At 56.5% G+C, this 24,087-nt stretch carries 21 protein-coding genes and 4 tRNA genes; 9 read left to right on the forward strand and 16 right to left on the reverse strand.

The features are described from left to right. Positions 1–62: 62 nt before the first annotated feature. The 6 genes from pnuC to A6F49_RS11085 are packed head-to-tail and all read right to left on the reverse strand — an operon-like array spanning position 63 to position 5,487. A complete protein-coding gene (gene pnuC / locus A6F49_RS11060) occupies positions 63–788 on the reverse strand; it encodes a nicotinamide riboside transporter PnuC (RefSeq protein WP_043058336.1) in 726 nt (241 codons plus the stop codon). A gap of 14 nt (positions 789–802) precedes the next feature. After that, complete coding sequence (gene rpe / locus A6F49_RS11065) at positions 803–1,468, reverse strand: ribulose-phosphate 3-epimerase (RefSeq protein WP_043058337.1); 666 nt, start codon at positions 1,466–1,468, stop codon at positions 803–805. A 32-nt stretch (positions 1,469–1,500) separates the two neighbouring features. Next, positions 1,501–3,015 carry an RsmB/NOP family class I SAM-dependent RNA methyltransferase gene (locus A6F49_RS11070; RefSeq protein WP_043058338.1) on the reverse strand — a complete coding sequence of 505 codons (1,515 nt, stop codon included), beginning with the start codon at positions 3,013–3,015 and terminating at the stop codon, positions 1,501–1,503. 11 nt (positions 3,016–3,026) lie between these two features. Further along, positions 3,027–4,010, reverse strand: coding sequence for a methionyl-tRNA formyltransferase (gene fmt / locus A6F49_RS11075; RefSeq protein WP_043058339.1), 984 nt, complete (start codon positions 4,008–4,010; stop codon positions 3,027–3,029). A 9-nt stretch (positions 4,011–4,019) separates the two neighbouring features. After that, complete coding sequence (gene def / locus A6F49_RS11080; protein WP_043058340.1) at positions 4,020–4,607, reverse strand: peptide deformylase; 588 nt, start codon at positions 4,605–4,607, stop codon at positions 4,020–4,022. 22 nt (positions 4,608–4,629) lie between these two features. Continuing rightward, entirely contained in the window at positions 4,630–5,487 is an 858-nt protein-coding gene (locus A6F49_RS11085) for a cytochrome P450 (protein WP_043058341.1), read from the reverse strand. Positions 5,488–5,645: 158 nt separating this feature from the next. On the opposite strand from A6F49_RS11085, the gene A6F49_RS11090 reads away from it, so the two are divergent. The 4 genes from A6F49_RS11090 (at position 5,646) to A6F49_RS11105 (ending at position 6,055) form a co-directional block, all read left to right on the forward strand. After that, positions 5,646–5,719 (forward strand) — tRNA-Gly (locus tag A6F49_RS11090). A gap of 14 nt (positions 5,720–5,733) precedes the next feature. Next, a tRNA-Cys gene (locus tag A6F49_RS11095) sits at positions 5,734–5,804 on the forward strand. 78 nt (positions 5,805–5,882) lie between these two features. Next, a tRNA-Val gene (locus tag A6F49_RS11100) sits at positions 5,883–5,956 on the forward strand. Positions 5,957–5,981: 25 nt separating this feature from the next. Then, positions 5,982–6,055: transfer RNA gene (locus tag A6F49_RS11105), tRNA-Gly, on the forward strand. Between the two features lie 608 nt (positions 6,056–6,663). Here A6F49_RS11105 and zapE read toward each other — a convergent pair. Then, positions 6,664–7,734, reverse strand: a complete 1,071-nt coding sequence (gene zapE / locus A6F49_RS11110) for a cell division protein ZapE (RefSeq protein ID WP_043058342.1) — start codon at positions 7,732–7,734, stop codon at positions 6,664–6,666. Between the two features lie 226 nt (positions 7,735–7,960). Here zapE and A6F49_RS11115 point away from each other — a divergent pair, with 226 nt between their 5' ends. The 3 genes from A6F49_RS11115 to ybaK all read left to right on the forward strand — a co-directional run bounded on the left by A6F49_RS11115 (position 7,961) and on the right by ybaK (position 9,889). Further along, positions 7,961–8,854 carry a sulfurtransferase gene (locus A6F49_RS11115; protein WP_043058343.1) on the forward strand — a complete coding sequence of 298 codons (894 nt, stop codon included), beginning with the start codon at positions 7,961–7,963 and terminating at the stop codon, positions 8,852–8,854. Positions 8,855–8,963: 109 nt separating this feature from the next. Further along, a complete protein-coding gene (locus A6F49_RS11120) occupies positions 8,964–9,404 on the forward strand; it encodes a SufE family protein (protein ID WP_268751196.1) in 441 nt (146 codons plus the stop codon). Continuing rightward, positions 9,401–9,889: a Cys-tRNA(Pro) deacylase gene (gene ybaK, locus A6F49_RS11125; protein ID WP_043058344.1), complete on the forward strand. Its 489-nt coding sequence runs from the start codon at positions 9,401–9,403 to the stop codon at positions 9,887–9,889. Before A6F49_RS11120 ends, ybaK begins: the two co-directional genes overlap by 4 nt. Before the next feature lie 7 nt (positions 9,890–9,896). Here ybaK and A6F49_RS11130 read toward each other — a convergent pair whose 3' ends face one another. From A6F49_RS11130 to A6F49_RS11155, 6 genes are all read right to left on the reverse strand, one after another. After that, a complete protein-coding gene (locus A6F49_RS11130) occupies positions 9,897–10,601 on the reverse strand; it encodes a GOLPH3/VPS74 family protein (RefSeq protein ID WP_043058345.1) in 705 nt (234 codons plus the stop codon). Positions 10,602–10,662: 61 nt separating this feature from the next. After that, positions 10,663–11,280, reverse strand: coding sequence for an HIT family protein (locus A6F49_RS11135; RefSeq protein WP_043058346.1), 618 nt, complete (start codon positions 11,278–11,280; stop codon positions 10,663–10,665). Positions 11,281–11,286: 6 nt separating this feature from the next. Further along, positions 11,287–13,299 (reverse strand): threonine--tRNA ligase, encoded by a 2,013-nt coding sequence (thrS, locus tag A6F49_RS11140; RefSeq protein WP_043058347.1) that lies wholly within the window; start codon positions 13,297–13,299, stop codon positions 11,287–11,289. Positions 13,300–13,415: 116 nt separating this feature from the next. After that, the gene (locus tag A6F49_RS11145) at positions 13,416–14,078 is read right to left on the reverse strand and encodes an AMIN-like domain-containing (lipo)protein (protein ID WP_043058348.1); all 663 of its coding nucleotides are present in this window, start codon (positions 14,076–14,078) and stop codon (positions 13,416–13,418) included. A 38-nt stretch (positions 14,079–14,116) separates the two neighbouring features. Next, entirely contained in the window at positions 14,117–17,614 is a 3,498-nt protein-coding gene (locus A6F49_RS11150) for a DNA polymerase III subunit alpha (RefSeq protein ID WP_067605780.1), read from the reverse strand. A gap of 3 nt (positions 17,615–17,617) precedes the next feature. After that, on the reverse strand, positions 17,618–17,941 hold the full coding sequence (locus tag A6F49_RS11155; RefSeq protein ID WP_043058349.1) for a DUF6504 family protein: 324 nt from the start codon (positions 17,939–17,941) through the stop codon (positions 17,618–17,620). 125 nt (positions 17,942–18,066) lie between these two features. Between A6F49_RS11155 and A6F49_RS11160 the strand changes: the two genes are divergently transcribed. Continuing rightward, positions 18,067–20,124 carry a S9 family peptidase gene (locus A6F49_RS11160; protein WP_052504932.1) on the forward strand — a complete coding sequence of 686 codons (2,058 nt, stop codon included), beginning with the start codon at positions 18,067–18,069 and terminating at the stop codon, positions 20,122–20,124. Between the two features lie 13 nt (positions 20,125–20,137). Here the strand turns inward: A6F49_RS11160 and A6F49_RS11165 are convergent, their stop codons facing one another. From A6F49_RS11165 to A6F49_RS17370, 3 genes are all read right to left on the reverse strand, one after another. Next, positions 20,138–20,929 (reverse strand): SOS response-associated peptidase, encoded by a 792-nt coding sequence (locus A6F49_RS11165; protein ID WP_043058351.1) that lies wholly within the window; start codon positions 20,927–20,929, stop codon positions 20,138–20,140. 194 nt (positions 20,930–21,123) lie between these two features. Next, positions 21,124–21,594, reverse strand: a complete 471-nt coding sequence (locus A6F49_RS11170; RefSeq protein WP_067605784.1) for a hypothetical protein — start codon at positions 21,592–21,594, stop codon at positions 21,124–21,126. A gap of 4 nt (positions 21,595–21,598) precedes the next feature. After that, positions 21,599–22,279 carry a DUF4145 domain-containing protein gene (locus tag A6F49_RS17370; RefSeq protein ID WP_052504933.1) on the reverse strand — a complete coding sequence of 227 codons (681 nt, stop codon included), beginning with the start codon at positions 22,277–22,279 and terminating at the stop codon, positions 21,599–21,601. Between the two features lie 710 nt (positions 22,280–22,989). Here A6F49_RS17370 and A6F49_RS11180 point away from each other — a divergent pair. Further along, the gene (locus tag A6F49_RS11180; RefSeq protein ID WP_043058353.1) at positions 22,990–24,084 is read left to right on the forward strand and encodes an S-(hydroxymethyl)mycothiol dehydrogenase; all 1,095 of its coding nucleotides are present in this window, start codon (positions 22,990–22,992) and stop codon (positions 24,082–24,084) included. Positions 24,085–24,087: the final 3 nt, after the last annotated feature.

Here is a 24,087-nt window from a genome sequence, read left to right on the forward strand (position 1 = left end):
TACTAGCGTAGTTGTTTGTGACCGGCTTTGTGGACAAGCATGCACTTCGTGACAAAGGTGGGTCAAGAATTTGCCCGCTGTTCATCGGGTTCTTGCAACGTCGGATCAGGCATAAGAGTTTCAACGGCGGGCTTTTCGCGAGCTCGTGCCCGTGCCCAAACAAAGAAGCCAATCAGTGTAAAGACCCCGTAGAACAGATACATGAATGCCGTGGCATAGTACCCGGCTGAGAACAGTAATGGCACTCCAACGATATCGACGGCCACCCAAATGAGCCAGAATTCGACCCAGCCTTTGGCCATGCCGAAGGTTGCTAGCAGGGAGCCGACAAAGGTCCAGGCATCTGCCCAGACCGGCTCATATGATCCCAGGGTGCGGAACAGTGGTGTTATGGCCACTGTCCCGCCGATCAGAATGACAACCAGACCAATACGTGTCGGCCAGGACGCCCATTTCGGCACGATGGCCGTGTTCTTTCCTGTGGCACCTTGCATGCCACGTGATTTTTGCCACTGTACCCAGCCGTAGATGGAAACGGTGGTGAACATGATTTGGCGTCCGGCCTGTCCCAGCAGATTCGCGGTGTCGGCACCACCAAAAATGCTGCTGAGAAAAACGGTAAGCAGCGTGAGGTTACCGATAATCCCAACCGGCCAGGCCCAGACTTTGCGCTGCATCCCACCCAGGGCCGAGGCCAACCCGAAGATATTGCCAAAGACTTCGCGCATCAGTAGCCCACCGCCAGCAATGGGGATGGTCCAGTTGAACAGGTCAATGAGCCACTGCATGGTTTCGGGAGTCCTTAGTGTTGTGCGTTGCGTGCCAAAGCGCGCAGCTGGTCAATAGCTTTGGCTGGATCCTCAGCCGAATACACGGCCGATCCGGCAACGAAAACATCGGCTCCGGCCTCGGCTGCTCGTTCGATCGTGTCAGGGGCAACTCCCCCGTCGACCTGCAGAGCAATTGGCACACCGGCGTCTTCGATGGCCTGGCGGGCACGACGGATTTTTGGCAGGACGACGTCAAGGAATGATTGGCCCCCGAAGCCGGGTTCTACCGTCATCAATAAAATCATGTCCAGCTCGGTGAGCATGTCCATATACGGCTCGATTGGGGTGGCTGGTTTCAGCGCCATAGACGCCTTGGTGTCACGGGCTCGCAGTTCTCGGGCCAAGCGTACTGGTGCTTTGGAGGCCTCGACGTGGAAGGTCACCGATTCAGCGCCTAAGTCTGCGTAATCTGGTGCCCACCGGTCGGCGTCTTCGATCATCAGGTGAATGTCCAAGGGTTTATCGGTCGCAGCACGAATGGCCTTGACCACCGGCACGCCCATGGTCAGATTCGGCACGAAGTGATTGTCCATGACATCCACGTGGATGGCATCAGAAGTGTGGACGCGTTCGATTTCCTCGGCGAGGCGAGCAAAGTCGGCAGACAGAATAGAGGGGTGGATGTGGATACCGGTCACGGTCGGGCTCCTTGAGTGTGGTGTGCGTGTGATCAGTGAGTCAGCAGGGCAAAAAACATGGCGTCAGTTTTGTGCAAGTCAGGCCACAGCTGCGCGGTATTGGATTCGGTGTCGGCACCGGTGATGGTGGCTCGATCCAGTGCAGAGGCGCCCTCGTGCTGTAGTGCGGCACCCTGCAGAGCTGTTGCTGAGTCCAGCAGTTTGGCGTCAGCGTTGCGTTTTAGCAGATCCGAAACCTGCAGTGTGGTCTCAGCGATGTGCGGGGAACAGGTCACATAGGCCAACAGTCCACCGGGTTTCAGCATGGTCATGGCGGCGTCAAGCAGTTGGGCCTGCAGCTGGGTCAGGGTTGCCAGATCCTGCGGGGTCCGGCGCCAGCGGGATTCCGGACGACGACGCAGCGCGCCCAGCCCGGTACACGGGGCATCGAGCAAGATGCGGTCAAAACGTTGCACGTTGGCGGGATCCTTGGCCAGTTCCAGACCGTCGGCCACCGACATCGTCCAGACATCCTCATCCACCACTCGTAGGGCTTGTGCAACGAGTTTGGTGCGGTGTTCCGAGACGTCGTTGGCCAGCAGGCTGGCGCCTTTGGTCTGGGCCAAGGAAGCCAGCAGTGCGGCTTTGCCGCCGGGCCCGGCGGACATATCCAACCAGGATTCGTCTGCCTCAATGTCACGTGCGTTCGCCAGGGCGCGAGCCGTCAGTTGCGAGCCAATATCTTGGACGCGAACGGTACCTTCCGCCACCCCAGGGATGCGGCCGGCATCGCCGCCAACAAAGACAGCAGCATCGGGTGCCAGGTCTGATGGTTGGGCACCGTAATCCAATACCGGCTGCAAGTCCCCGATGCCGGGGAGGGCGATGAGGTTTAATTCGGGAGCAATGTTGTTGGCGGCCAGTACCGCATGAAAATCTTCCGGGGGGCGCCCGTTAGTGGCCAGCGATTGCTTAATGGCGCGCAGAATCCAAGTTGGGTGAGCATAGCGGATGGACAGGTCGGTGTCGGATTCTCCTGGTGCCAAATGATCGAGCCATTCATCCAGGCTGCGGTCGCTGACCTTGCGCAGGACAGCATTGACCAACCCCGACGGCCCGGCTCCGATTTGGTCGCGAACCAGCGCGACCGTGGTGTCTAAGGCAGCGTGTGGGGGCACTCGCATGTTCAGTAGCTGGTGGGCTCCGATGCGCAGAGCATCTAGCACCGGTTTGTCGAGTTTTTTCAACGGACGATCAACACATTGGGCCAGGATCGCATCGTAGGTTCCGATGGAGCGCAGCGTCCCGTAGGTCAGTTCGGTGGCAAAGGCCGCATCCTGACGGTCGAGTTTATTGCGCCGGATGCGCGTGGGCAGAATCAGGTTCGCGTAAGCGTCTTCGTGCGTTACAGCCTGCAGGATTTGGAATGCGGTGAGCCGTGCAGGGTCGCTGGACCGCTTGCGTTGCGCCGGTGCTGCCGCAGAGTATTTGCGTTGACGTCCCGCCTGTCCACGGTTGCGCTGTCGCCCTTTGGTATTGCGGCGGTCTTGTGAGGTCTCGTCTGCCAAATTCTTTGTCCTTAGTTGACCTGAAACTCGTCTGGGTGCGTGAGTGACGTTTGTAGTCTCACGGCATCGTCTACGCCGCGCGCCCAGTCGGTTGCGCGCATCATTTTCTTGCCCGCTGGTTGGACGTCGGTGAGTTCAATAACACCATCTTGACATACCAACAGCACACGCTTGGCTTCCAGGATGAATTCGCCAGGTTGCAGGTCATATTCGGGCTGGTCTTCAACCGGGCGTGCCCGGCCGATTTTGAATCGTTGTGGTGCGCCGTCAGCGGATGCTAACTGGCTCCATGCTCCGGGGGCTGGCGAGGTGCCGTTGATCAGTCCCCGAACCGCTTCGGCGGGTTGTGCCGGATCGATTTTTGCCTGGTGACTGGTCAGTTTTGGCGCCCAGGTGACCGGGCCTTGTTGCGGCGTGGACTCAGCGGAGCCTGCAGCAATCTCGGTCAACGTGGTGGCCAACAGGTCGGCTCCAGTTTCGGCCAGATCCGCCAGGACCTCTCCGGCGGTATTGGTTCCGGACAGGGGCCGTGACACAGTGGAGAAGACTGGTCCGGTGTCCAGTCCAGCTTCCAGTTGGAAGACAGCGGCCCCGGTTTCGGTTTCCTGATTGATGATGGCCCATTGCACCGGGGCTGCACCACGGTATGCGGGGAGCAGGGAAAAGTGGAGATTCACCCAACCCTTGGGCAACATATCCAAGACGTGCTGTGGTAGCAGTCCCCCGTAGGCAACGACAGCGCCGATGTCGGGTTGGAGAGCTTTGAGCTGTTCGATGGCGGCCTCGCCGTCGTCGGTATGAAACCCATCAGCTTTGATGACAGGCAGTCCCAGTTCTTCAGCGCGTGCAGCGACCGGCGACGGTGTCAGAACACGTTTGCGGCCGACTTTGGCGTCGGTGCGGGTTAGCACACCCACAACATTGTGACCGGCCTCCACTAGAGCATTCAGAGAGGCCACTGCAGGTTCTGGGGTGCCAGCAAATACGATTCGCATGAACTTCCTTTACGAGGTTGATGAGCCAAATGCAGCGCCCGACCCAAAGGTCGAACTGGTCTCGCTGGAGCGTTGAGAGTTGACCCGCTTGGTGGCTTCCATGAATTTCGATGACACCATGGCACGGCGGGCTGCACGGCGTTGTTCGCCCTCGAGCCGGTCGACGAAGAGATAGCCGTTGAGGTGATCAACTTCATGCTGCAGCATCCTGGCGAAGAGGCCTTCGCCTTCATATTCCACGGGATTGCCCTCGACATCGACGCCCTGGACTTTGGCAAATTGTGCTCGCGGCGGAGTGTGGTAGAGCTCGGGCACTGACAGGCACCCTTCTTTTGGCTCATGTGTGGTGGGGCCCCAGGTTTCGATGACCGGGTTGATGACGTGACCGCGTCGTCCTTCAAGATCAAAAACGAAGATGGCTTGACTGATGCCGACCTGTGGGCCGGCCAGGCCGACTCCTTCAACTGTTTCCATGGTTGTGTACATGGAGTCGATGAGCCGCTTCAGGCCGGTGGAGCCGAATCGACTGGCATCAACGGGCACAGTTTGACTGCGCAAAACGGGATCTGGGACGGTCCGAATAGATAAAACACTCACGGGATAAGACTACCCAAGCTGATCAGGAATGTTGCGGCACGACAAGTGGTGGGCCAAGGGGCTGGAGTGGTTTGGGTGCAGCCTCTACTGCTTGCTGGTACTGCCACACTTGACGCAGTGCCCAGAATTTCTGCCAGTACTGTGGCAGTGTCTGCGGGTTGGCTTGATATGCCACGACTTCAGTCTCCCCGAGTGCTACACCAATAAGCAGTGCGTCATCCCCGTAGGCCCAGGGTTCCCAGGTGCCAGCCTCGGCGTCCACCAGAGATTCTTCTGCTTTGAATCCGGCAGCTAATTGCATGACGACGTTGTCGCTGAGCGTTTTGACGCGTCCAAATCGATCTGTCCCGCGGGTCTTGTAGTCGATTAGGCAGACTTTGCCACCGATTTCTGCCACGAGGTCCAAGGTGCCGGCGTATCCCACGGTGTGATTCCAAACTGTGATCTCTGCGGCGAGGGGTTTGACCTGATAGGTTTCCCACCATTCATCGAATCGGTCAGCGAAACCGACCTCGTTGTGCTGGGCGAGTGCTTCGCGAGCTTCCGCCATGGTGTGTGGTTTACCCAACATACGGAGGGCAACTTGCTCGGCGTAGTCGTGAACCCTGTCACCTCTAGCTGCTGAATCGTCCCGGAAACGCTCGGCGGCATCATTACATTGCCGCGCCAAAGTCTTGAGTTTTGCAGGTGACCCTACCGCCTCCGGCAGGCGCGTGTCAGTGATCAACGCGGTGGTGGCCATGTGACTTGCCCAGCCGGTGAGATCAAGGTGCTGTTGCCCGATAACAGTGGTGATCGAGGGAACTTCGGGAAGTCCCAGCAATGATCGAGAGTACATTCTTCCGGCGTTTGTTTGATGAGCAAGTTGAGGTTGAGTCATGGTCTCTATTATTGGTCATTTGGAGGACGCGATAAGTGTTTCCGCCCGACACGAAACGCAACGGTGAATCTAATTTGCACTTTTGAATTTTTGTTGTGTATAGTTCTTATCTGTTGGACACACGGTGAACAACTTCGAAACAGAAGTTCACCTCGTCTGCGGATGTAGCTCAGCTGGCTAGAGCACCACCTTGCCAAGGTGGGGGTCGCGGGTTCGAATCCCGTCATCCGCTCGCAACACCCTCAGGGTGGGGTGGCCGAGTGGTGAGGCAGCGGCCTGCAAAGCCGCGTACGCGGGTTCGAATCCCGTCTCCACCTCGATCGGATTTCCGAGATAGTACGAAAGATGCTATCGTAGGAATCTGCAAGACTTGCGTTTCACTTGGTGAAACACAAGCGCGATTGGCGCAGTTGGTTAGCGCGCTTCCCCGACACGGAAGAGGTCACTGGTTCGAGTCCAGTATCGCGCACAGGATTACTTTCCTAGTAATTCACGCGGATGTAGCTCAGCTGGCTAGAGCACCACCTTGCCAAGGTGGGGGTCGCGGGTTCGAATCCCGTCATCCGCTCGCGATAGAAAACCCCGGTATACCAACCGGGGTTTTTGCTTTCCCTTGTAGATGTCACTTCTCAGTAGGTGTGGGTAATATCACGAAGGCTCTACTAGTTTGGATTCACCTGGAAGATAAGTGGACATCAGTCGCCATGCTGATTCATTGAAGCAAATCTATGTCACTCCCCCAGTAGGGTTCGCATCCGATACTCCGCAGCGCGCTCAATGTCACCAGGGGCATCATATCGGGCGTAGCACCCTATGCGTCTATCAAGACCAGGCCATAACGGCAAGGTCCTCCCGTCTTGGGGCAGACCAAACTATTGCCATATAAGCTGAGCTTCCGTAACTCGGTCAGAACGTTTGGTGGGTGGCTGGCTAGGCTCAGGATGTCATCATTGTGTATGGGCCGTCCGACGCCGAGCCAGATAATTTTGGATGACCAGAACCTAGCGACAGAATAGCCGCTGTGGTCTGTGTTGAGGCGTTCCACGAACCTTACGACGTGGGAAACTTCTTGTCTTTGTTTAGTGCTTGAGATGCTCTGGATCTGCAGCAAGGCGTATCCGATAATCCTGTGACTCCCCGGTTCAACCAGGCACGATAACTACGGGGCGTCGAAGATTAAAGGGCTTTTTCGCCTAGGTGTCCTTCGCGTGCCAACGCCGTCATACGTGAGACGGTTCGGAAGTATTTTTTCATGTAACCGCCTGCCATCATGTCTTCAGTAAAGAGTTGTTCAAATGGCACACCGGAGGCCACCACTGGAACATCTTTATCGTAGAGGCGATCAGCTAGCACAACGAACCGTAGTGCCATGGCTTGCTCGGTAATCGTGGTGACGTTGCTTAGCACCAAGACATCGATATCTTTGACAAGTTCACGATACCGAGACGGATGAACGCGAGAAAGGTTTTTCGTCAAGGCGGCCCAGTCGTCGACTGCGAAGACTTTTTCGTCTGGGAAGTTTTCCTTTGCGCTCTGAACTTCAGCACCCACTGGAACTGGTTCAGGAGCGCGTTCTAGGCCGCGGTGACGGAAATCTTCGCCATCGACGCGGATCGTTTCAAACTGATCAGCCAGGACTTGAATTTCGCGTTTGAAGTCCTGGGATGCAAAGCGACCTTCCCCGAGTGCACCGGGTAGGGTGTTTGACGTCGCTGCGAGTTTGACGCCAGCATCGGATAGCTCCCGCATCAGCCGGGACATCAACACGGTGTCGCCGGGGTCATCGAGTTCAAACTCATCAATGCACACCAGGGTGTATTCCTTTAAGACCTCGACAGTGGTGGTGAAGCTCAGTGCTCCCACCAGGTTGGTGTATTCCACAAAGGTCCCAAAGGCTTTTCGTCCCGGCGCTGCGTGCCACAGCGACGCCAGCAAGTGAGTCTTGCCGACCCCAAAGCCCCCATCGAGATAGAGCCCATTGGGTTGTCCGTTGCCATTTTTCCCATTGGCCTTTTTGGCATCACGACGGAATATCGAAAACAGACCACCCGCTTTTTTGGGTGCTTTCATGGAAGCTGCAAAGGCTTCAAGGCGTTCTACGGCTCCGGCCTGGGATGGGTATGCTGAATCAGGAATATAGGTGTCGAAGGATACCTCACCGAAGCGATATGACGGATGAAACCCTGCCAGAAGTTCTTCGGAAGAAACCTGTGGGTTTCGCTCCGATAGAGCTACGATTTCTGTCACGTTGATTCCCATCCTTGATTATTGCAACGGTGCGACCATCAGAACAGTCGGCTAACCCTATACATCCTAAAACGCCCCAGAATCCCGGGCGCACTATTACTTTCACAGCGTGCATAGAAGTACTAGTGTGACGAGAGCCGTGGCAATTAACACACAGGCTTGTATCCTTAATATTCAGTACGTGTCACCTGCTGACGGTCACCCACTACGAAAGGCACATCCCTTCATGACTACGACAGTCCCCGTGGAACAATCCGACTACGCGCACCCGGAAAAACTGGTCTCAACCCAATGGGTCGCCGAGAACAAAGACAACCCAAGTGTTGTTGTACTCGAGTCGAATGAAGACACTCTGCTGTATTCCACCGGGCATATCCCGGGTGCAGTAAAAATCGACTGGCACACCGAGCTCAATGATCCGGTAACCCGTGATTTCATTGGTGCCGAAGCCTTCGCCAAAATGGCTGCCTCAAAAGGTATCAGCCGTGATACCACCGTCATTTTTTATGGCGATAAATCCAATTGGTGGGCCGCCTACGCGCTATGGGTTTTCACCCTCTACGGTCACGAAGACGTTCGCCTGATGAACGGTGGTCGCGACAAATGGATCGCTGAAGGTCGTGAAATCACCCGTGATATCCCAGAGATCACCGACGGCGTCTACCCTGTTGTTGAGCGCGATGACAACACTGAGCGTGCTGACAAGGCCCAGGTTCTGGACAGCATCGGCCAGGTGCCACTGATTGATGTGCGCTCCAACCCTGAATACACCGGTGAGACCACCCACATGGCCGGTTACCCACAGGAAGGAACGCTGCGCGGCGGTCACATTCCGACTGCCGAATCTGTTCCATGGGCAACTGCTGCCAACGAAGATGGCACATTCAAATCGCGTGGAGAACTAAAAAATCTCTACGCTGAGGATGCCAATTTGGGCAAATCGGACAAAGTGATTGCCTACTGCCGCATTGGTGAGCGCTCAGCGCACACCTGGTTTGTTCTGCGCTACCTGTTGGGCTACGAATCCGTCCGCAACTATGACGGATCGTGGACCGAATGGGGCAACAGCGTCGGTGTTCCAATCGTCGTTGGGGCTGAACCAGGTCAAGCACCAAACTAACTGATGGACAGTCTTCGCCGGTATCGGATGCCTTCCGATACCGGCGAAATATTTTGGGGCCCATCCGCGTTAGACTAGAGTGCGGATCTCTTCCACAGAAAGGCTTTCATTGACTGTTAAAACTCCACAGGTTCTGCAGGAAATCATCGACGATTTCCAGGATATGCACGAACAAGAACGTCTTGAACTGCTTTTGGAGTTCTCGGATAACCTTCCAGAACCACCAGAACGCTATGCCGGTCACGAAGACGAAATGGAACAGGTCATTGAATGCCAGACTCCCCTGTTCTTAGCTCTAGAATTCTCTGATGACCCAGACCCAGAGGTCACGATTATTATTTCGGCGCCACCGGAAGCCCCAACTACTCGTGGTTTTGCCGGTGTCTTGGTTGAAGGACTCTCCGGTCACTCAGCCTCCGTCATTCTTGGCGTCCCAGATGACATGCCAAATCAGCTAGGCCTCACGAAGGCTCTGACCCCACTGCGTCTGCGTGGAATGACCGCGCTACTTGGTCGTATCAAGCGCAATATCACCAGCCACCAGGCATGAGTACCGCAGCACGGACTGCCACACCTGCCCTGCAACTGCTCCTCGATGCTGACATTTGGCATCGGGTCTATACCTACGATCACAAAGCTTCCGATCAGGGTTTTGGTCTCGAGGCAGCCGAAAAACTTCAGATTGCACCTGAGCGTATCTATAAGACGCTGCTGGTGGAATCTTCTGAGCGCAAGCTAGCCAATGCGGTCGTAGCGGTTGCCGATATGTTAAATCTCAAACGCCTGGCCGCAGCGCTTGGCACCAAGCGGGTAGAGATAGCAAATCCAAACCTCGCGCAGCAAAAGACGGGGTATGTGCTTGGTGGTATTTCGCCACTAGGCCAGAAAACTCAGCTGCCGCTCGTGGTGGATACATCCGTTAAGCATCATGAGACCATCTGGGTTTCTGGTGGACGCCGCGGTCTTTCAGTCGAAATGCGTACTGATGATTTTCTAAGCATCACGGCGGCGACCGTAGCTGACATCAGCCGATAGGTATCCTCTAGCCTCGCATGCCGGTGGCTTGACCGCGCGTGGCGGTCAGCGATTCCGCGATCGCATTTTCAACTGCTTGCAGCGACTCCGCAATTGCTGGCTCTTGCTGGGCTGCTTCGGCATGAAACGCATCGAGGCGTTCTTTGACCATTTTATTCTGTAGCCCAGGGAATAATCTCGTCAGAACATCCGTGGAGTACAGCAGTTGTACCAGTGGCCAGGTGCTGGCATCAAGCGCGGTGTCCCGACCAAGCAACGTGGCTCGCAGGCGCACATACATATCCATCCGACCATAGGATTCGTCTGGTACATAGCGGGTGCGTGGCACGAGACCTAAGAAGCGTTTCGTCATGACCGTGATGTCGCCGCGAGTTTGCAAGGATTCAAGAATGGCATCCATAAGCGCTGGTCGTGAGAACCGATTAATCCATTGCTCAGCGTCTTGGTTTTCGGGTGCATCTTTCATGATCTGCAAGACGGATGCCAGGGGCTCTTCTAATACAATATCTGGTGCCGATTTCACGATCACCAAATCCCGGGTGACGTACAGGCACCCTCGACGTGCAAGGTCTGTCAGGACGGCACCTGCGATACCAACCCGAACCGTGTGTGTTTGGGTCAGCAGTTTGCCATGCTGATCAAGACACGTCAGCAGATAGTACTCCGCGATATTTAGTGGTCGATTTTTCGTGCCCTGTGTTTCCGACATCATGTCTCTATTGTCTCGACTTTTCTGGCTGGAGTTGGGAACTGAGACTTACCGCTGAAGCGTGTCACGCCTCACGCTCATTCATTGGTCGAGCTTGTTGCTCTCGAAAGCGTTGGGCTCCAGTTTCCCAAGCGTCTGCAATGATCTGTCGCATATCCCCGATGGTTCCGGTGACGTTTTTCGTTTGGGCAATAATTGGCAAGAAGTTGCCGTCGCCACCCCAACGCGGCACGATATGTTGATGCAAGTGCGCGGCAATGCCTGCTCCCCCGGCGTTGCCCTGGTTCATGCCGAGGTTGAATCCAGCAGCGTTTGAAACGTCGCGCAACACTTCCATACCGATCTGGGTCAGCTGTGCGAACTCGGCGGTTTCCTCAACTGTCAGATCGGTGTAATCCGGGATGTGCCGGTATGGGCAGACCAGTAAGTGCCCGGGATTATAGGGATATAAATTCATCACCACATAACAGGTGATCCCCCGGGCAACGATCAGCGACGTCTCGTCGTCGCGCTGCGGTGCAACACAAAACGGGCAGGACGCCTCATCGGTGACCTGACCTTGTCCCTTGGACACGTAGGCCAACCGATGAGGGGTCCATAGCCGTTGGAAGGCATCTGGCGTACCTGCTAATGCAAAATCATCAGTGAATTCTGCATCACGATCTGCATCGCGGTTCGCCATGACGAGCTACACCTGCTGACGCTGCTCGACAGCTGAGACAATGCGTTCAATGGCCTCATCTACTGGGACACCATTGTCTTGTGAACCGTCCCGGAAGCGGAAGGACACAGCGTTTGCCTCGGCGTCTTCTCCACCTGCAATCAGCACGAATGGTGCTTTATGTTTGGCTGCGGTACGGATTTTCTTCGGGAACCGGTCGGTGGAATCATCCACGCGGGCACGGATTCCGCGAGCCTTGAGCTTGCCCACAATGTCAAAGAGGTAGTCGTTGAATGCTTCAGCAACCGGAATAGCAATCACCTGTTCGGGTGCCAGCCACGCTGGAAACGCCCCGGCATAGTGTTCGGTCAGCACACCCATGAAGCGTTCGATGGAGCCAAATAGTGCACGGTGAATCATCACCGGACGTTGGCGGGTACCGTCAGCGGCCTGGTATTCCAGATCGAAACGTTCTGGCAAGTTGAAGTCCAACTGAATGGTCGACATCTGCCAGGTACGGCCCAAAGCATCACGAGCCTGGACCGAGATCTTTGGCCCATAGAATGCGGCACCGCCTGGATCATCGACGAGTTCAAGTTTGGATTCTTCGGCTACCTCCGCTAACACGCGGGTTGCGTTGTCCCAAACTTCCTCACTGCCAACATATTTTTCCGGATCGCGGGTCGACAGTTCAAGGTAGAAATCATCGAGACCGTAGTCTTTGAGCAGGTCCAGAATGAAGTTCAGAGTGTTCGTCAGCTCATCTTTCATCTGGTCTTCAGTGCAGTAGATGTGCGCGTCGTCCTGGGTCATGCCGCGCACTCGAGTCAGACCGTGGACCACACCGGATTTTTCATACCGGTAGACCGACCCGAACTCGAACATCCGCAGCGGCAGTTCGCGGTAGGAACGGCCACGGGATGCAAAGATCAGGTTGTGCATCGGGCAGTTCATGGGCTTGAGATAGTAATCTGCCCCGGCCCGGGTGACTTCACCGGTTTCTTCATCACGGATCTCGTCGATGTGCATCGGTGGGAACATGCCATCGGCATACCATTCCAGGTGGCCTGAGGTTTCATACAGGTTCTGTTTGGTGATGTGCGGGGTGTAGACGAACTCGTAGCCGGCTTCTTCGTGACGACGGCGTGAGTAGTCTTCCATTTCCTTGCGGATGATCCCACCCTTGGGGTGGAAGACGGGCAGGCCTGAGCCCAGTTCATCTGGGAAGGAGAACAGGTCCATTTCGGCCCCGAGTTTGCGGTGATCACGGCGTTCTGCTTCAGCGATGCGTTCCTGGTAGGCGACCAGATCGTCTTTAGATGCCCATGCGGTACCGTAGATGCGCTGCAGCTGCGGGTTGTTTTCGGATCCCAACCAGTAAGCTCCGGCGGCACGGGTCAGTGAGAAACCGTTGGCGATGAGTTTGGTTGATGGGATGTGCGGTCCACGGCAGAGGTCGTACCAGACGACTTCACCTTTGCGATCAAGGTTGTCGTAAATGGTGATCTCACCGGCACCGATTTCCACGGCAGCACCTTCGGCGGCGGCTTCTTCGTCATGTTGACGATCAAGCAGCTGCAATTTATATGGCTCGTTGGAGAGTTCATCACGGGCCTGGGCCTCATCCACGGCACGGCGGTTAAAAGTCTGACCTGCCTTGACGATGCGCATCATGCGCTTTTGGATCTCTTTGAGATCGTCAGGGGTGAAGGGTTCATCGACGTCAAAATCATAGTAGAAGCCGTCTGTAATGAACGGCCCGATGCCCAGTTTGGCGTCCGGGTGAAGCTCTTGGACAGCCTGTGCGAGGACGTGTGCGGTCGAGTGACGCAGGACTTCCAGTCCCTCTTGGTCAGTAATGTCGACGCGTTCAACGGTGGCACCGGCTGGGATGACGCGGAATAAATCCTGCAAGACGCCATCGACCTTCATCACTACCGTAGTTTTTTCATCTGCAAACAGGTCATTGCCTGTGGTTCCTTCAGCGACCTGGGTAGTTTGATCGTCTACGGTAATGGTTATTTCTTTAGGTTCGGCCACGTGCCAGTTCCTCCTTGTGTCAGGCTGTGAATTCGGTGGCATACTGGACCACCGATAAGCCACCCGCCATTCTATCTGCTTGGCAGATTGTTTGCAGGTGGCTCGCGGCGATGTGCTTAGTCGGTTTGGATATCCACAACAAGACGTACCGGGTCTTGCAGAATCGTCACGGCATATGGGCGTTGCTCATCGAGTCCAATGAAGTAGTTTGAGGTTGCCTCAAAGGGAGGGAACACGACCACGCTCTGGGCCGCGGTGGTGTTTAGATCGGTGATCGGGTCGTTGACCTGCATGAGTTCATCGACATCCATATCGTCAATGCTTGAGGTACCTGACCAGACGACTTCCAGTACGGCGTCTTGATCAATGCCTAAGTCAGCGCCTGATCCGGGTGCCATGGGCTCATCGGTGTAGCGCACCAGCATGCTCGGGGTACCGGTTCCGGCGTGTTCGATGACAATGCGTTCGAAGCCGTCGTGGACCGCTGAGCGCATCGCTACCGGATACACGCCTTTAGCGTCGCCGAAATCAGGCCAGTTGTCTGATTCATAGCTGCCCGTCCTGAACTCTCCCACCGGCTGGGTGCCGGGTTCAGACTGTTGCTGGGTTGGTTCTGACTGTTGTTGTGTTGGTGAGGTTTGCGGACTTGAAGCTGCCGAAGCATCGGGTGGTGTGGCATCGGGGCGCTCATAGGTACTGCAACCTGTGGCAGTCAATCCGACGATACATGTTGCGAAAACAAATCGCAGCACGACGGTGGGTGTACGGTGGTATTTCATGTTGGGCTCCGCCTTGGTCACGCATTAACAGCTATGGATTAATGATATCCCAGCACCCGTGCACCAGAGCCGGTGTTATGGGGTTTTCCTAGTTGGCTTTGATGCCGAATAGTTGGCAGTGGGGCGTTGCGAGTAAACCAGTTAGCCCAGTGGTCGCGTTCGGTATCGAAGTAGTCGGGATCCGGTAGCGACGTCGGGTCGTGCAAATCCCAGGCTCGTGTGGCTTGCAGCGTGATACCGCGGGCCCCGGTGCGCCGGGTTGTGCCTTCAATTAAGAGCAGTCGTGCCGAGAACAGGATATCGCCGGTGGCGTGTTGGGCTTGGGCAAAAAATGACGTGTCGATCACCCCGGCGCCGTCGTCGATGGAAATAAAGACGACGCGGTCCCCGGAACGCATCGGTGGGGTCTGGGTTGCCACCCGGACGCCTGCTACCAGTACCCGAGTGTGGTTGCGCAACGTGATGAGCTGATCTGCCGGGGTGATGCCCAGGGCTTCGAGATACGGTTTGTGAGATTGCATCAAATGCCCGGTGGTATCGATTGCGGTCAGGTCCAGTTCGGTGCGGATTTTTTGTTCTTTGCTGGGTTCCGGGAACAGTGCGGGGAGGGTGTCTAGTTCGGTGTCGCCGAGGCAGAAGGCTTGTTGGCCATCGATTTGTGGGCTGCCGGTGCGCAGGGTGCGTCCGGTGCGATCGCGTTTGGTCGGTGAGTGTAAAAATTCTAGGTGGTGGACGACGTCGGTGCGGCTGATGCCGGTATCGGGAAAGATACTATCGAGGGCTCCCAGTTGAGCGAGGTTTTCGAAACTCTTTTTGCTCAGCCGTGCCCGGTCGCGCACATCGGCCAGGCTGTCAAAGGGTTGGGCGCGTTCGATGCGTTGTTTTTCTTTCTGCGTCAGACCTAACACGGTTTCTAAGGACAGTCGGATCCCCCACGGGTGCCGCGAGGTGTTGTTGGTTTCGGCAAGGCGTTCTAAACGCATGTGCGTGGTGGAAGTATTAATATCGACCGGTAAAATTTCTATGCCCATGCGACGGGCCTCGGCAACCATGAGCCGTTGCGGATACATGCCCGGATCGTGTTCCAGTACCGCGGCCATAAATGCTGCCGGGTAGTGGGTTTTTAGCCAGGCGGATTCAAATGTTGGGATGGCAAAGGCTGCCCCGTGTGCCTTGCAGAAACCAAATGAGCCGAAGGCGGCCAAGGTATCCCAGACTTCGTCGATTACATCGAGTTCCCAGCCGTTGGCCATGGCTTTGGCACGAAAGTATGTTTCGACGTCGTCTTGGGTTTCAGAGCCTAACCTGCGGCGAAACTCATCGGCCTTTGCTAATCCACACCGGGTCATTTCATCAAAGGTGCGCAACAGTTGTTCGTGAAAGACGGTGACCCCGTGGGTTTCTTCCAGGATAGGTTTCAGTTTTGGGTGTGGGTAGCGGGCTGGGGCCAGCTGGTGTCGGTAGTCCAAGAAGGGTCGGACCATGTCGGATTTCATGGGTCCGGGTCGAAACAGTGAGATGTCGATGATCAGATCGGTAATGGATTCGGGTTCTAATTTGCCAATGAGTTCACGCTGGCCTGGCGATTCGATTTGGAAACACCCCAGGGTGTGGGTGGTTTGGATCATCGCATAGGTGTCCGGGTCATCATGGGCAATGTCTTCAAGGTTGATGGATTCACCGGTGGTGCGTTGGATCTCTTGTTGTGCATAGGCGATGGTGGACTGCATTCGCACACCTAGAACATCGAGTTTCAGCATGCCCATCGGGTCCATATCATGTTTATCAAATTGACTCATGGCCAGGCCCATGCCGGAAGCCTCAACCGGGGTCCGGTCCAACAGGGTTTGATCGCCCAGAATCACCCCGCAGGGGTGCATGGAAATGTGGCGTGGTAATCGGTCGAGCCGTTCGGTCAGATCTACTAACAGATCCAGTTGCTGGTTGCCGGCTTTGCGGTTGCTGTGCACTTGGGCGGCGAAGGTTTGCAGTTCTGGCATGTGTTCTAGGGCTTGGCGAAAATCGGATGCCGAGAATCGCCAGAGTTTTTTGGCCAGGTGGTCGACTTGTTCGCGTTCTAGTCCCAGTGCCCGTCCGGCGTCACGCACCGCACCGCGAACCCGGTAGCCGTTTTGCATGCTCATTAACGTGGTGCGTTCGGCCCCGAAGCGGTCAAAAATGGCGTGATAGATCTCGTGTCGGCGGGCAGATTCGACGTCGATATCAATATCCGGCAGTGTGGAGCGGTCCTGCGATAAGAACCGTTCAAAGATCAGGTTGTGTTCGATCGGGTCGACATGCGAGATTCGCAGGGCGTAGTTCACTAACGACGACGCCCCGGAGCCGCGGGCGGACACTCGCACGTTGCGGTCTTCGATCATTGCCACGACCTCGGCAACGGTCAGAAAATAACTGGAAAAACCTAGATCTTGGATGATGCCCAGTTCGTGATCCAGTTGACGGTGGATCCGGTCGTAGAGTCCCCCGCCGGGATCCAGGTGGCCAAAGCGCAGCGCTAATCCGGCTCGGGCGCGCTGGGTGAGCACGGTGGCCGGGTCGCCGTCGATACCGATGATGTCGAATTCGGGCACTCGGGGTTGTCCCCATCCCAGATCCTGAGCCGGGTCCAGCGCGCAGGTTTCGGCCAGTTGTTGGGTGGTCTCAAGTAGTTGCCGGGCCGCTGCGGTGCCCAGGCCGGCTTCGTACGTGATTTCATGGGCCAGGGCGTGCATGGTCTCGGCAGTTTTCAACCAGCCCTGCCCGTTGGGTTGGATATCAGTGAGTTTATCCAGGCTCGATAAGGCGCGGGCGGCGTCGACGACGTCTGCGGTGGCGGCCCCGTCCGGGGTCGCGTACCGGACCGCATTGGTTAACACCGCGTCCAGACCCAGCTCTGCACTGGCTCGCAACATGCGCACGGCGTGGGACGTTGCGAGCCGCTCGGTGGGTAATGACAGGTGGGAGACAATTTCTACGTGTGCGCTGGCTGCGGGCAGGACCTGTTTCCACAATTTCAGCCGTGTTCGACCTGCGGTGTATTTGCGCTGGGTCATCAACCCACCGACATCAGATTCTGGTCCCAGCAGCACGTGTAACACGGGCTTGTTGCCGGCAGCTTTGGCCAGCTGGGAGACCAGAATATAGGGGCGCTGATCGCGGGTGAGTTGGGTGTGGGCGCACGAGATGAGTCGCACTAGCGCCTGATACCCGGCCCCGAGGTTGCGGGCTTGACCGTACCCAACGTTGGCGGCGCTGGCAGCCAGGATCGTGACCCGCCCGGCAGGTAGCGGGTTGCCGTCCACGGTGTATTTTGGGTCCCACATGACCGCAAGATTCACCCCGACCACCGGGGCAATGCCGTGGGCAATGCAGGCTTTGAGGTGTTTGGCCATCCCGTAGAGCCCGTCTCGATCCGTGCAACCCAGCATCTGGGCGCCATCGGCCACCGCGACCTCGACGAGTTCTTCGGGCCAAGAGACTCCAAAGTGTGCCGAGTACGCGGTGGTGACGTTGAGATGGGCAAAAGACGGCGCCATGGTTTAGGCGGCTTCTTCTAACCGCAGCGCGTCGTGGACCTGAACCAGACGCCAGCGGCCAGATTCGATGTGGTGGGAAATATCCAGGGTCAACATCGGAGCATTGGCGGCTCGAGTGAGGCTGACCTGGACACGCCAGACCTGATAATCCACCAGGCCGGGGCCGTGGCCCAGCGCGGCGCGGTATTCTTCGGCCCACCAGCGACGTCGTACGTACCAGCGTTGTGGTTGGGCTTTGACCGTATAAGACCGGCCCCCGTAGTTCAGGTGCAGCGGGATCCCGGCGGTAGTGCAGGTAACGTGAACTGATTGTGTGAGTGTGCCCATGAAAATTCCCCTTCTGATCAGCGGCGTCAGTGCCAAACGGTTGTTCGCGCTTTCAGCATAAAAATCTGCGCGGACACGATAAGCGAACCTGTCGCCGGTGCATGACAGCATTCATAATGGGGAAGATGACCAACACTGCTTTTGATGCCGTATTGACCACGCTGCTGGATTCGCCTCGGTTGACCGGATTGACGGTGAAATCGGGCCGAATCCTCACGACCGTACAACAATTAAAACAAGACGGCACCGGGTATGTCAGCCAGCTGTGGGATGTGACCGACACACCAGTGCAACTGACATACGGTGATGACTCCGTGAGCGCTGTTGAACAAGCCGAGGACGGTCAGGTGTTCTTTTTGTCCTCGCGTGCTGGCACAGCCAATGACCCCGATGCCCCGTCCGAAGCAGGGGCGAAACTCTGGGTGTTGCCGCCCGCCGGCGAGCCTAGGGTTGTTGCTCAGCGGACCTGGGGTTTTACCGGGCTGAAGGTTGCTAACACCAAGCTGGTGGTCACAATGCAGTGGCACAGTGGTGCTACCACTCACGACGAGCACGAGGAGCTGGCCGCCACGCGCAATGATGCCAAGGTCACCGGCGTGCTGTACTCCACGTTTCCCACCCGCTACTGGGATCACGACCTGCCGGCCGGTCGTACGGTCTTGGGCATCGCACCGATCCCCAAACCCGGGCAGCTTCCTGAGTTTATTCGTATCAATCTGCCTCCCGGGCGCTTGTTGAACTGGCATCTGGATACCGCGGCGACCTTCGCGCTGGTGACCATGTCCCAGCACCGCGGCAACACTCCCGATGAGGTGGAAACCCAGGTGATCTATCGGGTGGATTTCATGACCGGACAGGCCATCGAACTGCTGGCCTCCACCCCGCAGCACGAATACAGTGCAGGGGCCATCAGCCCGGATAGCATGCGCGCCGTCGTCAGTATCAGCACCCCGTGGCGCGAGGGCACCAACCTGGCGGTCACCGCTGGCCTCATGGAGTTGCCATCGGGTCAGGTGCAACCGTTGTGGTCACAGTTAGATCGTTGGGTCTGGCCCGATTGGTTGACCAACGCGCATCTGGTGGCCGCGTGTGACGACCAGGGCGCCGGCGCGATCTATGTGGGCCACCGCGATGAACATCTCCCCACCCGACTGACCGCACCGGTGGATACTTGGCAGGCCCACGACGCCCTGGATGCCGCCCGGGTCTATGACGCCGTCACCACGGATACCGATGCCAATACCGACGACGAAGCCACCGTGTATGCAATCGCATCGGGAATTGCCGCCAGTCCGCAGTTGGTGCGGTTTTCGTTCAGCCCGGCAGCGCCCGTTGCGACCGATCCGGTGGTCGTGGACACCGCGGTGGACGCCCTGGACTCCCCCGGCCGACTCGACACTTTGAGTACCACCGCACAGGACGGTACGACGGTGCGTTCCTGGTTGCGTCTGCCCGACGGCGATGGCCCATTTCCGCTGTTGGTCATGGTGCACGGCGGGCCGTGGGGGTCCTGGAATGCTTGGACCTACCGGTGGAATTCTGATCCATTCGTGGCCGCAGGTTATGCGGTGCTACTCCCGGACCCGGCGATCTCCACCGGCTACGGTCAGCACATGATCGAGCGCGGCAATCAACAACTTGGCGGTACCCCGTTCACCGATCTGCTGGCGCTGATTGATGCTGCCGAGGCTCGCCAGGATATCGACGCGACCAAAACCGCCCTGGCCGGTGGTTCCTACGGCGGGTACATGGCCAACTGGGTTGCCGGGCACACCGGCGACCGCTTCCGCTGCATCGTCACACACGCCTCGCTGTGGGATACCATCGCGATGGGTCAGACCACCGATAATGCGGTCTGGGATCGGGCCATGGCTCCGCAGTCCCAGTACTCACCGCACCTACACGCCGGTGAGATCGCCGTCCCCATGTTGGTGATTCACGGGGATAAGGATTACCGGGTGCCTATTGGCCAGGCCCAGCAGTTATGGCACGCCCTACACACGGTCACCCCGCCCATTGCCGACGACGACGGCAACACCGCACACCGGTACCTCTACTTCCCGGATGAGGGTCACTGGATTCTGAGCCGAGGCAATGCCGAAGCCTGGTATCGCGTGTTCTGTAACTTCTTGGATGTCCACGTGCATGGCGCATCCGAGCAGTTGCCATCGCAATTGGGCTAGACCGGCACATTGGCTAGACCAGGGTGTCTTGGCCTCCGGTTGGATCAAACGGTTCGATGAGTTCCGGACCGTTATTGCGCACCGACCCGACGGCCGGGTCTACCGGATACATTTCCCATTGAGTCGCCACGTCAAAGGCCTGGGTAACGACGGCATCGACCAACTGCGAAGCCTCGTCTTTGGAGACCTCTCCTGCGCCCAGCCACTGGTCCATCATCTCGCTGCTCATCGGCAGTGGGAGTCGGTCGTGCAAGGCGGATAAGTCATTGAGGATCTCCGGCTGATCTCCGGGTTGCGGGGAGGCGCCGGTCAGGATCGTCGTCGAGAGCACCCATGGGGCGTCATCTTCGGCGGCCGGATCCTTCCACCATTCATAAAGTCCGGCAAAGAAAATCGGTGAGCCATCTTTGGGTCGGACAAAATATGGTTGTTTGCGTTCACCCTTGGTTTCTGGGGCTAACCACTCGTAGTAACCATCCACGGGCACAACTGCACGGCGAGCTTTGACGGCCGAACGGAACGAGGGTTTTTCGACCACGGACTCGGACCGGGCGTTAAACGTGCGTTGACCAAAGGACAGATCTTTGGCCCACACTGGAACCAGGCCCCAGCGTGCCATATAGAGGTTGCGTTGCCACGGGGTGGTGGTGTCTTTGGGGTCTTGATAATGCTCCACGACCACGGGCACATCTTTGGTCGGGGCCACGTTATAGTCCGGGCGCAGCTCTTCGAAATGCACTGCATCGGCACCTGTGGCTGCCATGAGATCACCAATTGCTCTGGCCATTACGTATCGTCCACACATGCTTCCAGTATGCCTCAGACAGAAACGATTATGCAGCCTTCCGGGAATCTGGAGTGGTTTGGTGACGGTCAATCATTCTTGGAACGCTAGCCTCCACCTGGTCCAGTTCATCATCAAACGATTTCACGCACATGTTCAGTGTTTCGGTCAACGTGGGATACCAAAGACTAGACCGCCGAGAGGACTAACGAGAACTATGCGGCTGTTTTGGTCGCTCGTTTCTTTTCTACTCTCTTCCTAGCCGCTTCTTCGATCTCTTCCTCAGACTTAAAAATCGTCGTCGCACCAGCCGCCAGAAAAACAACAGAGACAATCGTAAGTGGCAGAGCAACGAGCCACGTATACCATTCGCCATTTTGGAATACCCACAACCAAGCTGGATACATAGCGCAAAACACAATGACCGCTACGATAACCATCGCTACCAAGCTAGAGCTATCCAGCCTCTGTCGCATAGTTTCGCTCAATTTCTTTGCCACCGACTCAATTGCCCTGTCCAGCCTTTGACCTGCAAGGCTTTCATCGTCGCACCGCTCGCGTAGATCTAACAACGTGTCGAGCTCGGCCATTACACGTTTTTTACGATTTGCAAACAAGCTAATAGACGCAACACCAAGACTCGGAAGTAAAGCCAAAACTTGCGGCAACCATGCACCAATATTCAATCGTCTACTCAACCCCACCAGATTTGCGAACTTCCAGGCTGATTCCGACCTCGCCCATCACTCCCACTACTTCATATGAATCTTCAAAGACCATCGTAAGCAGTCTCAGTATTTGAGCAGAGTCGTTCTCAGTGGCTTCAATCTCGATATCCCCGTGCGCCATGTCGTTACCAAACAAACGGACCTGGTGCGCAGCATCTTTTATCGTTTTGCGAATCAACCCATCATCGGCAAGTTTGTCAATCTTTGTTGCGAGACTGCCCGATTCCACCTTATTATCTTTAGCAGCGGCTTCGATGGAAGTGCGAGCCATCAAGATTGCGGACATATAAGCGCCAATACCGTGGCATTTGTAAGCTTCGCTCGCAGCTTTTGCAATGTACTTAGGCACATGCTTAAATATTTTTCCTTCCACCCATTGCGGGGCGACGTCAGCCGGTTTATTCTCTCTCCAAAATTCCTCTACGTCATCAAGCTGGGCAGCACGCGCTGGCGACTCTCCAATAACAGTGAACGCAATCGACCGCCCTAAACAAGCAGAACACTGCATTGTGGTGTATACACGAGAAATTGGCGGCACCGATTTCTCTTGTTGCTCTTTACGGGTAAGCGGAACTACCCACCCTTGATCCGTAGGTTGCATGTATGCATGTTCCCCACACCAGCCACAGTTCCAGGCAGCCATTATTCTCCCTTTTCGGAGTGCGAGTTTTACGCCCCCATTATGCCTACATCTCTCGAAACCGAGTCGGCATGACTACTAATGTGACTTCATTCATGCCCACACAGGATAGGTCGCATGGCTGTTTATGGTTACTCATTTATGACAAGCCTGCCGCCCATCATCTGATAGGCATCGTTTTGCTTGCAAACAGCATATGCAAGGCTTTCCAGACCCCTACGTGGCAGGAGGAGAATGATGGCATGGAATTTTGCGAAGCTTTATACTGAGCCCTAGCTTAATGACCGGTCCAAAGTATTGTCATCGCATACGCACCCTTTGTTTATGCAAATTTTTAGTCAGTAACGTTTAGATAATGCCAACACCCCGTTATGACAGCTCACGGTAGCAGCCAGGTCAGCACCGGACCTGAGTCCGGGCGTCGTGGGCGATCGCTGCCCCGACCCAACGCAACTGCCTCTCCGCTCCGCACATGGAAAACCGTTGAATAATTCCTGAGTTAAAAACACTTTGCTGCAAAGCAATGAGAAGCCAGTATGTACACCACAAAAATAAAAAGTTGAGAACCTAGCCACAGACCGAGCACTAAGACCACCGCTTCTTATATATCAGCGTGTTGTCAACCATGGTCAGGGGCCTTACCGATATGGTCAGATAGTGTGTGACCGCCCACGATAGCTGGTGGGCGCAACCGTGATTTCAAGGAGAGATTAATGGCGTATAAGGTTCAGGCCGCCGTCGTGCGGGCCAAAGATGCACCAGTGACCATCGAAACGATCATCGTGCCAAAACCTGGCCCCGGTGAGGTGGTTGTTGATGTATCCACCTGCGGTGTCTGCCACACCGACTACCTGTATGTCGAAGGCGGGGTCGGCGATAACTACCCGTACCTGCTGGGCCACGAATCCACCGCCGTCGTCGCCGAGATTGGCGAAGGGGTCACCAACGTTGCCGTGGGTGACAAGGTCATCTTGAACTGGCGCGCCGTGTGTGGTGAATGCCGCGCTTGCAAGAAGGGCCAGCTGCAGTACTGCTTTGCTACCCACAATGCCACCCAGAAAATGACCCTGGAAGACGGTACCGAACTGGAAGCCGCCCTGGGCATTGGCTCATTTGCCGAAAAGACCCTGGTTGCCGCTGGCCAGTGCACCAAGGTCGAAGCCGATCTGGAAGATCACCAGGATGCCGCCGTTGGCCTGCTGGGCTGTGGTGTCATGGCCGGTATCGGTGCCGCCATCAACACCGGTGAACTCAAGCGCGGTGAATCCGCCGCTGTGATTGGCTGTGGTGGTGTCGGGATGGCTGCCATTCAGGGCGCCAAGCTGGCCGGTGCGACCACGATCATCGCCGTCGACATTGACGACGCCAAACTGGAACAGGCCAAGACCCTGGGCGCAACCCACACCGTGAACTCCAAACAGGTTGATGCCGTGGAGACCATTCGCGAACTCACCGATGGTTTCGGCGCCGACCTGGTGGTTGAAGCCGTGGGTCACCCAGAAACCTATAAGCAAGCCTTCTACGCACGCGACCTCGCCGGCCGCGTCGTCCTGGTGGGTGTACCGCACCCGGATATGAATCTGGAACTGCCATTTCAGGATGTGTTCAGCCGCGGTGGTTCGTTGAAGTCGTCGTGGTACGGCGATACCCTGCCATCACGGGACTTCCCAATGTTGGTTGAACAATACCTGCTGGGTAGGTTGGACCTGGATGCATTCGTATCCGAGCGCATCGAACTGAACGATATTAACGAAGCTTTCGACAAAATGAACGCAGGCAAAGTCTTGCGCTCAGTGGTGGAGTTGTAAATC

This window comes from Enteractinococcus helveticum (assembly GCF_001657475.1).
Lineage (GTDB): Bacteria > Actinomycetota > Actinomycetes > Actinomycetales > Micrococcaceae > Yaniella > Yaniella helvetica.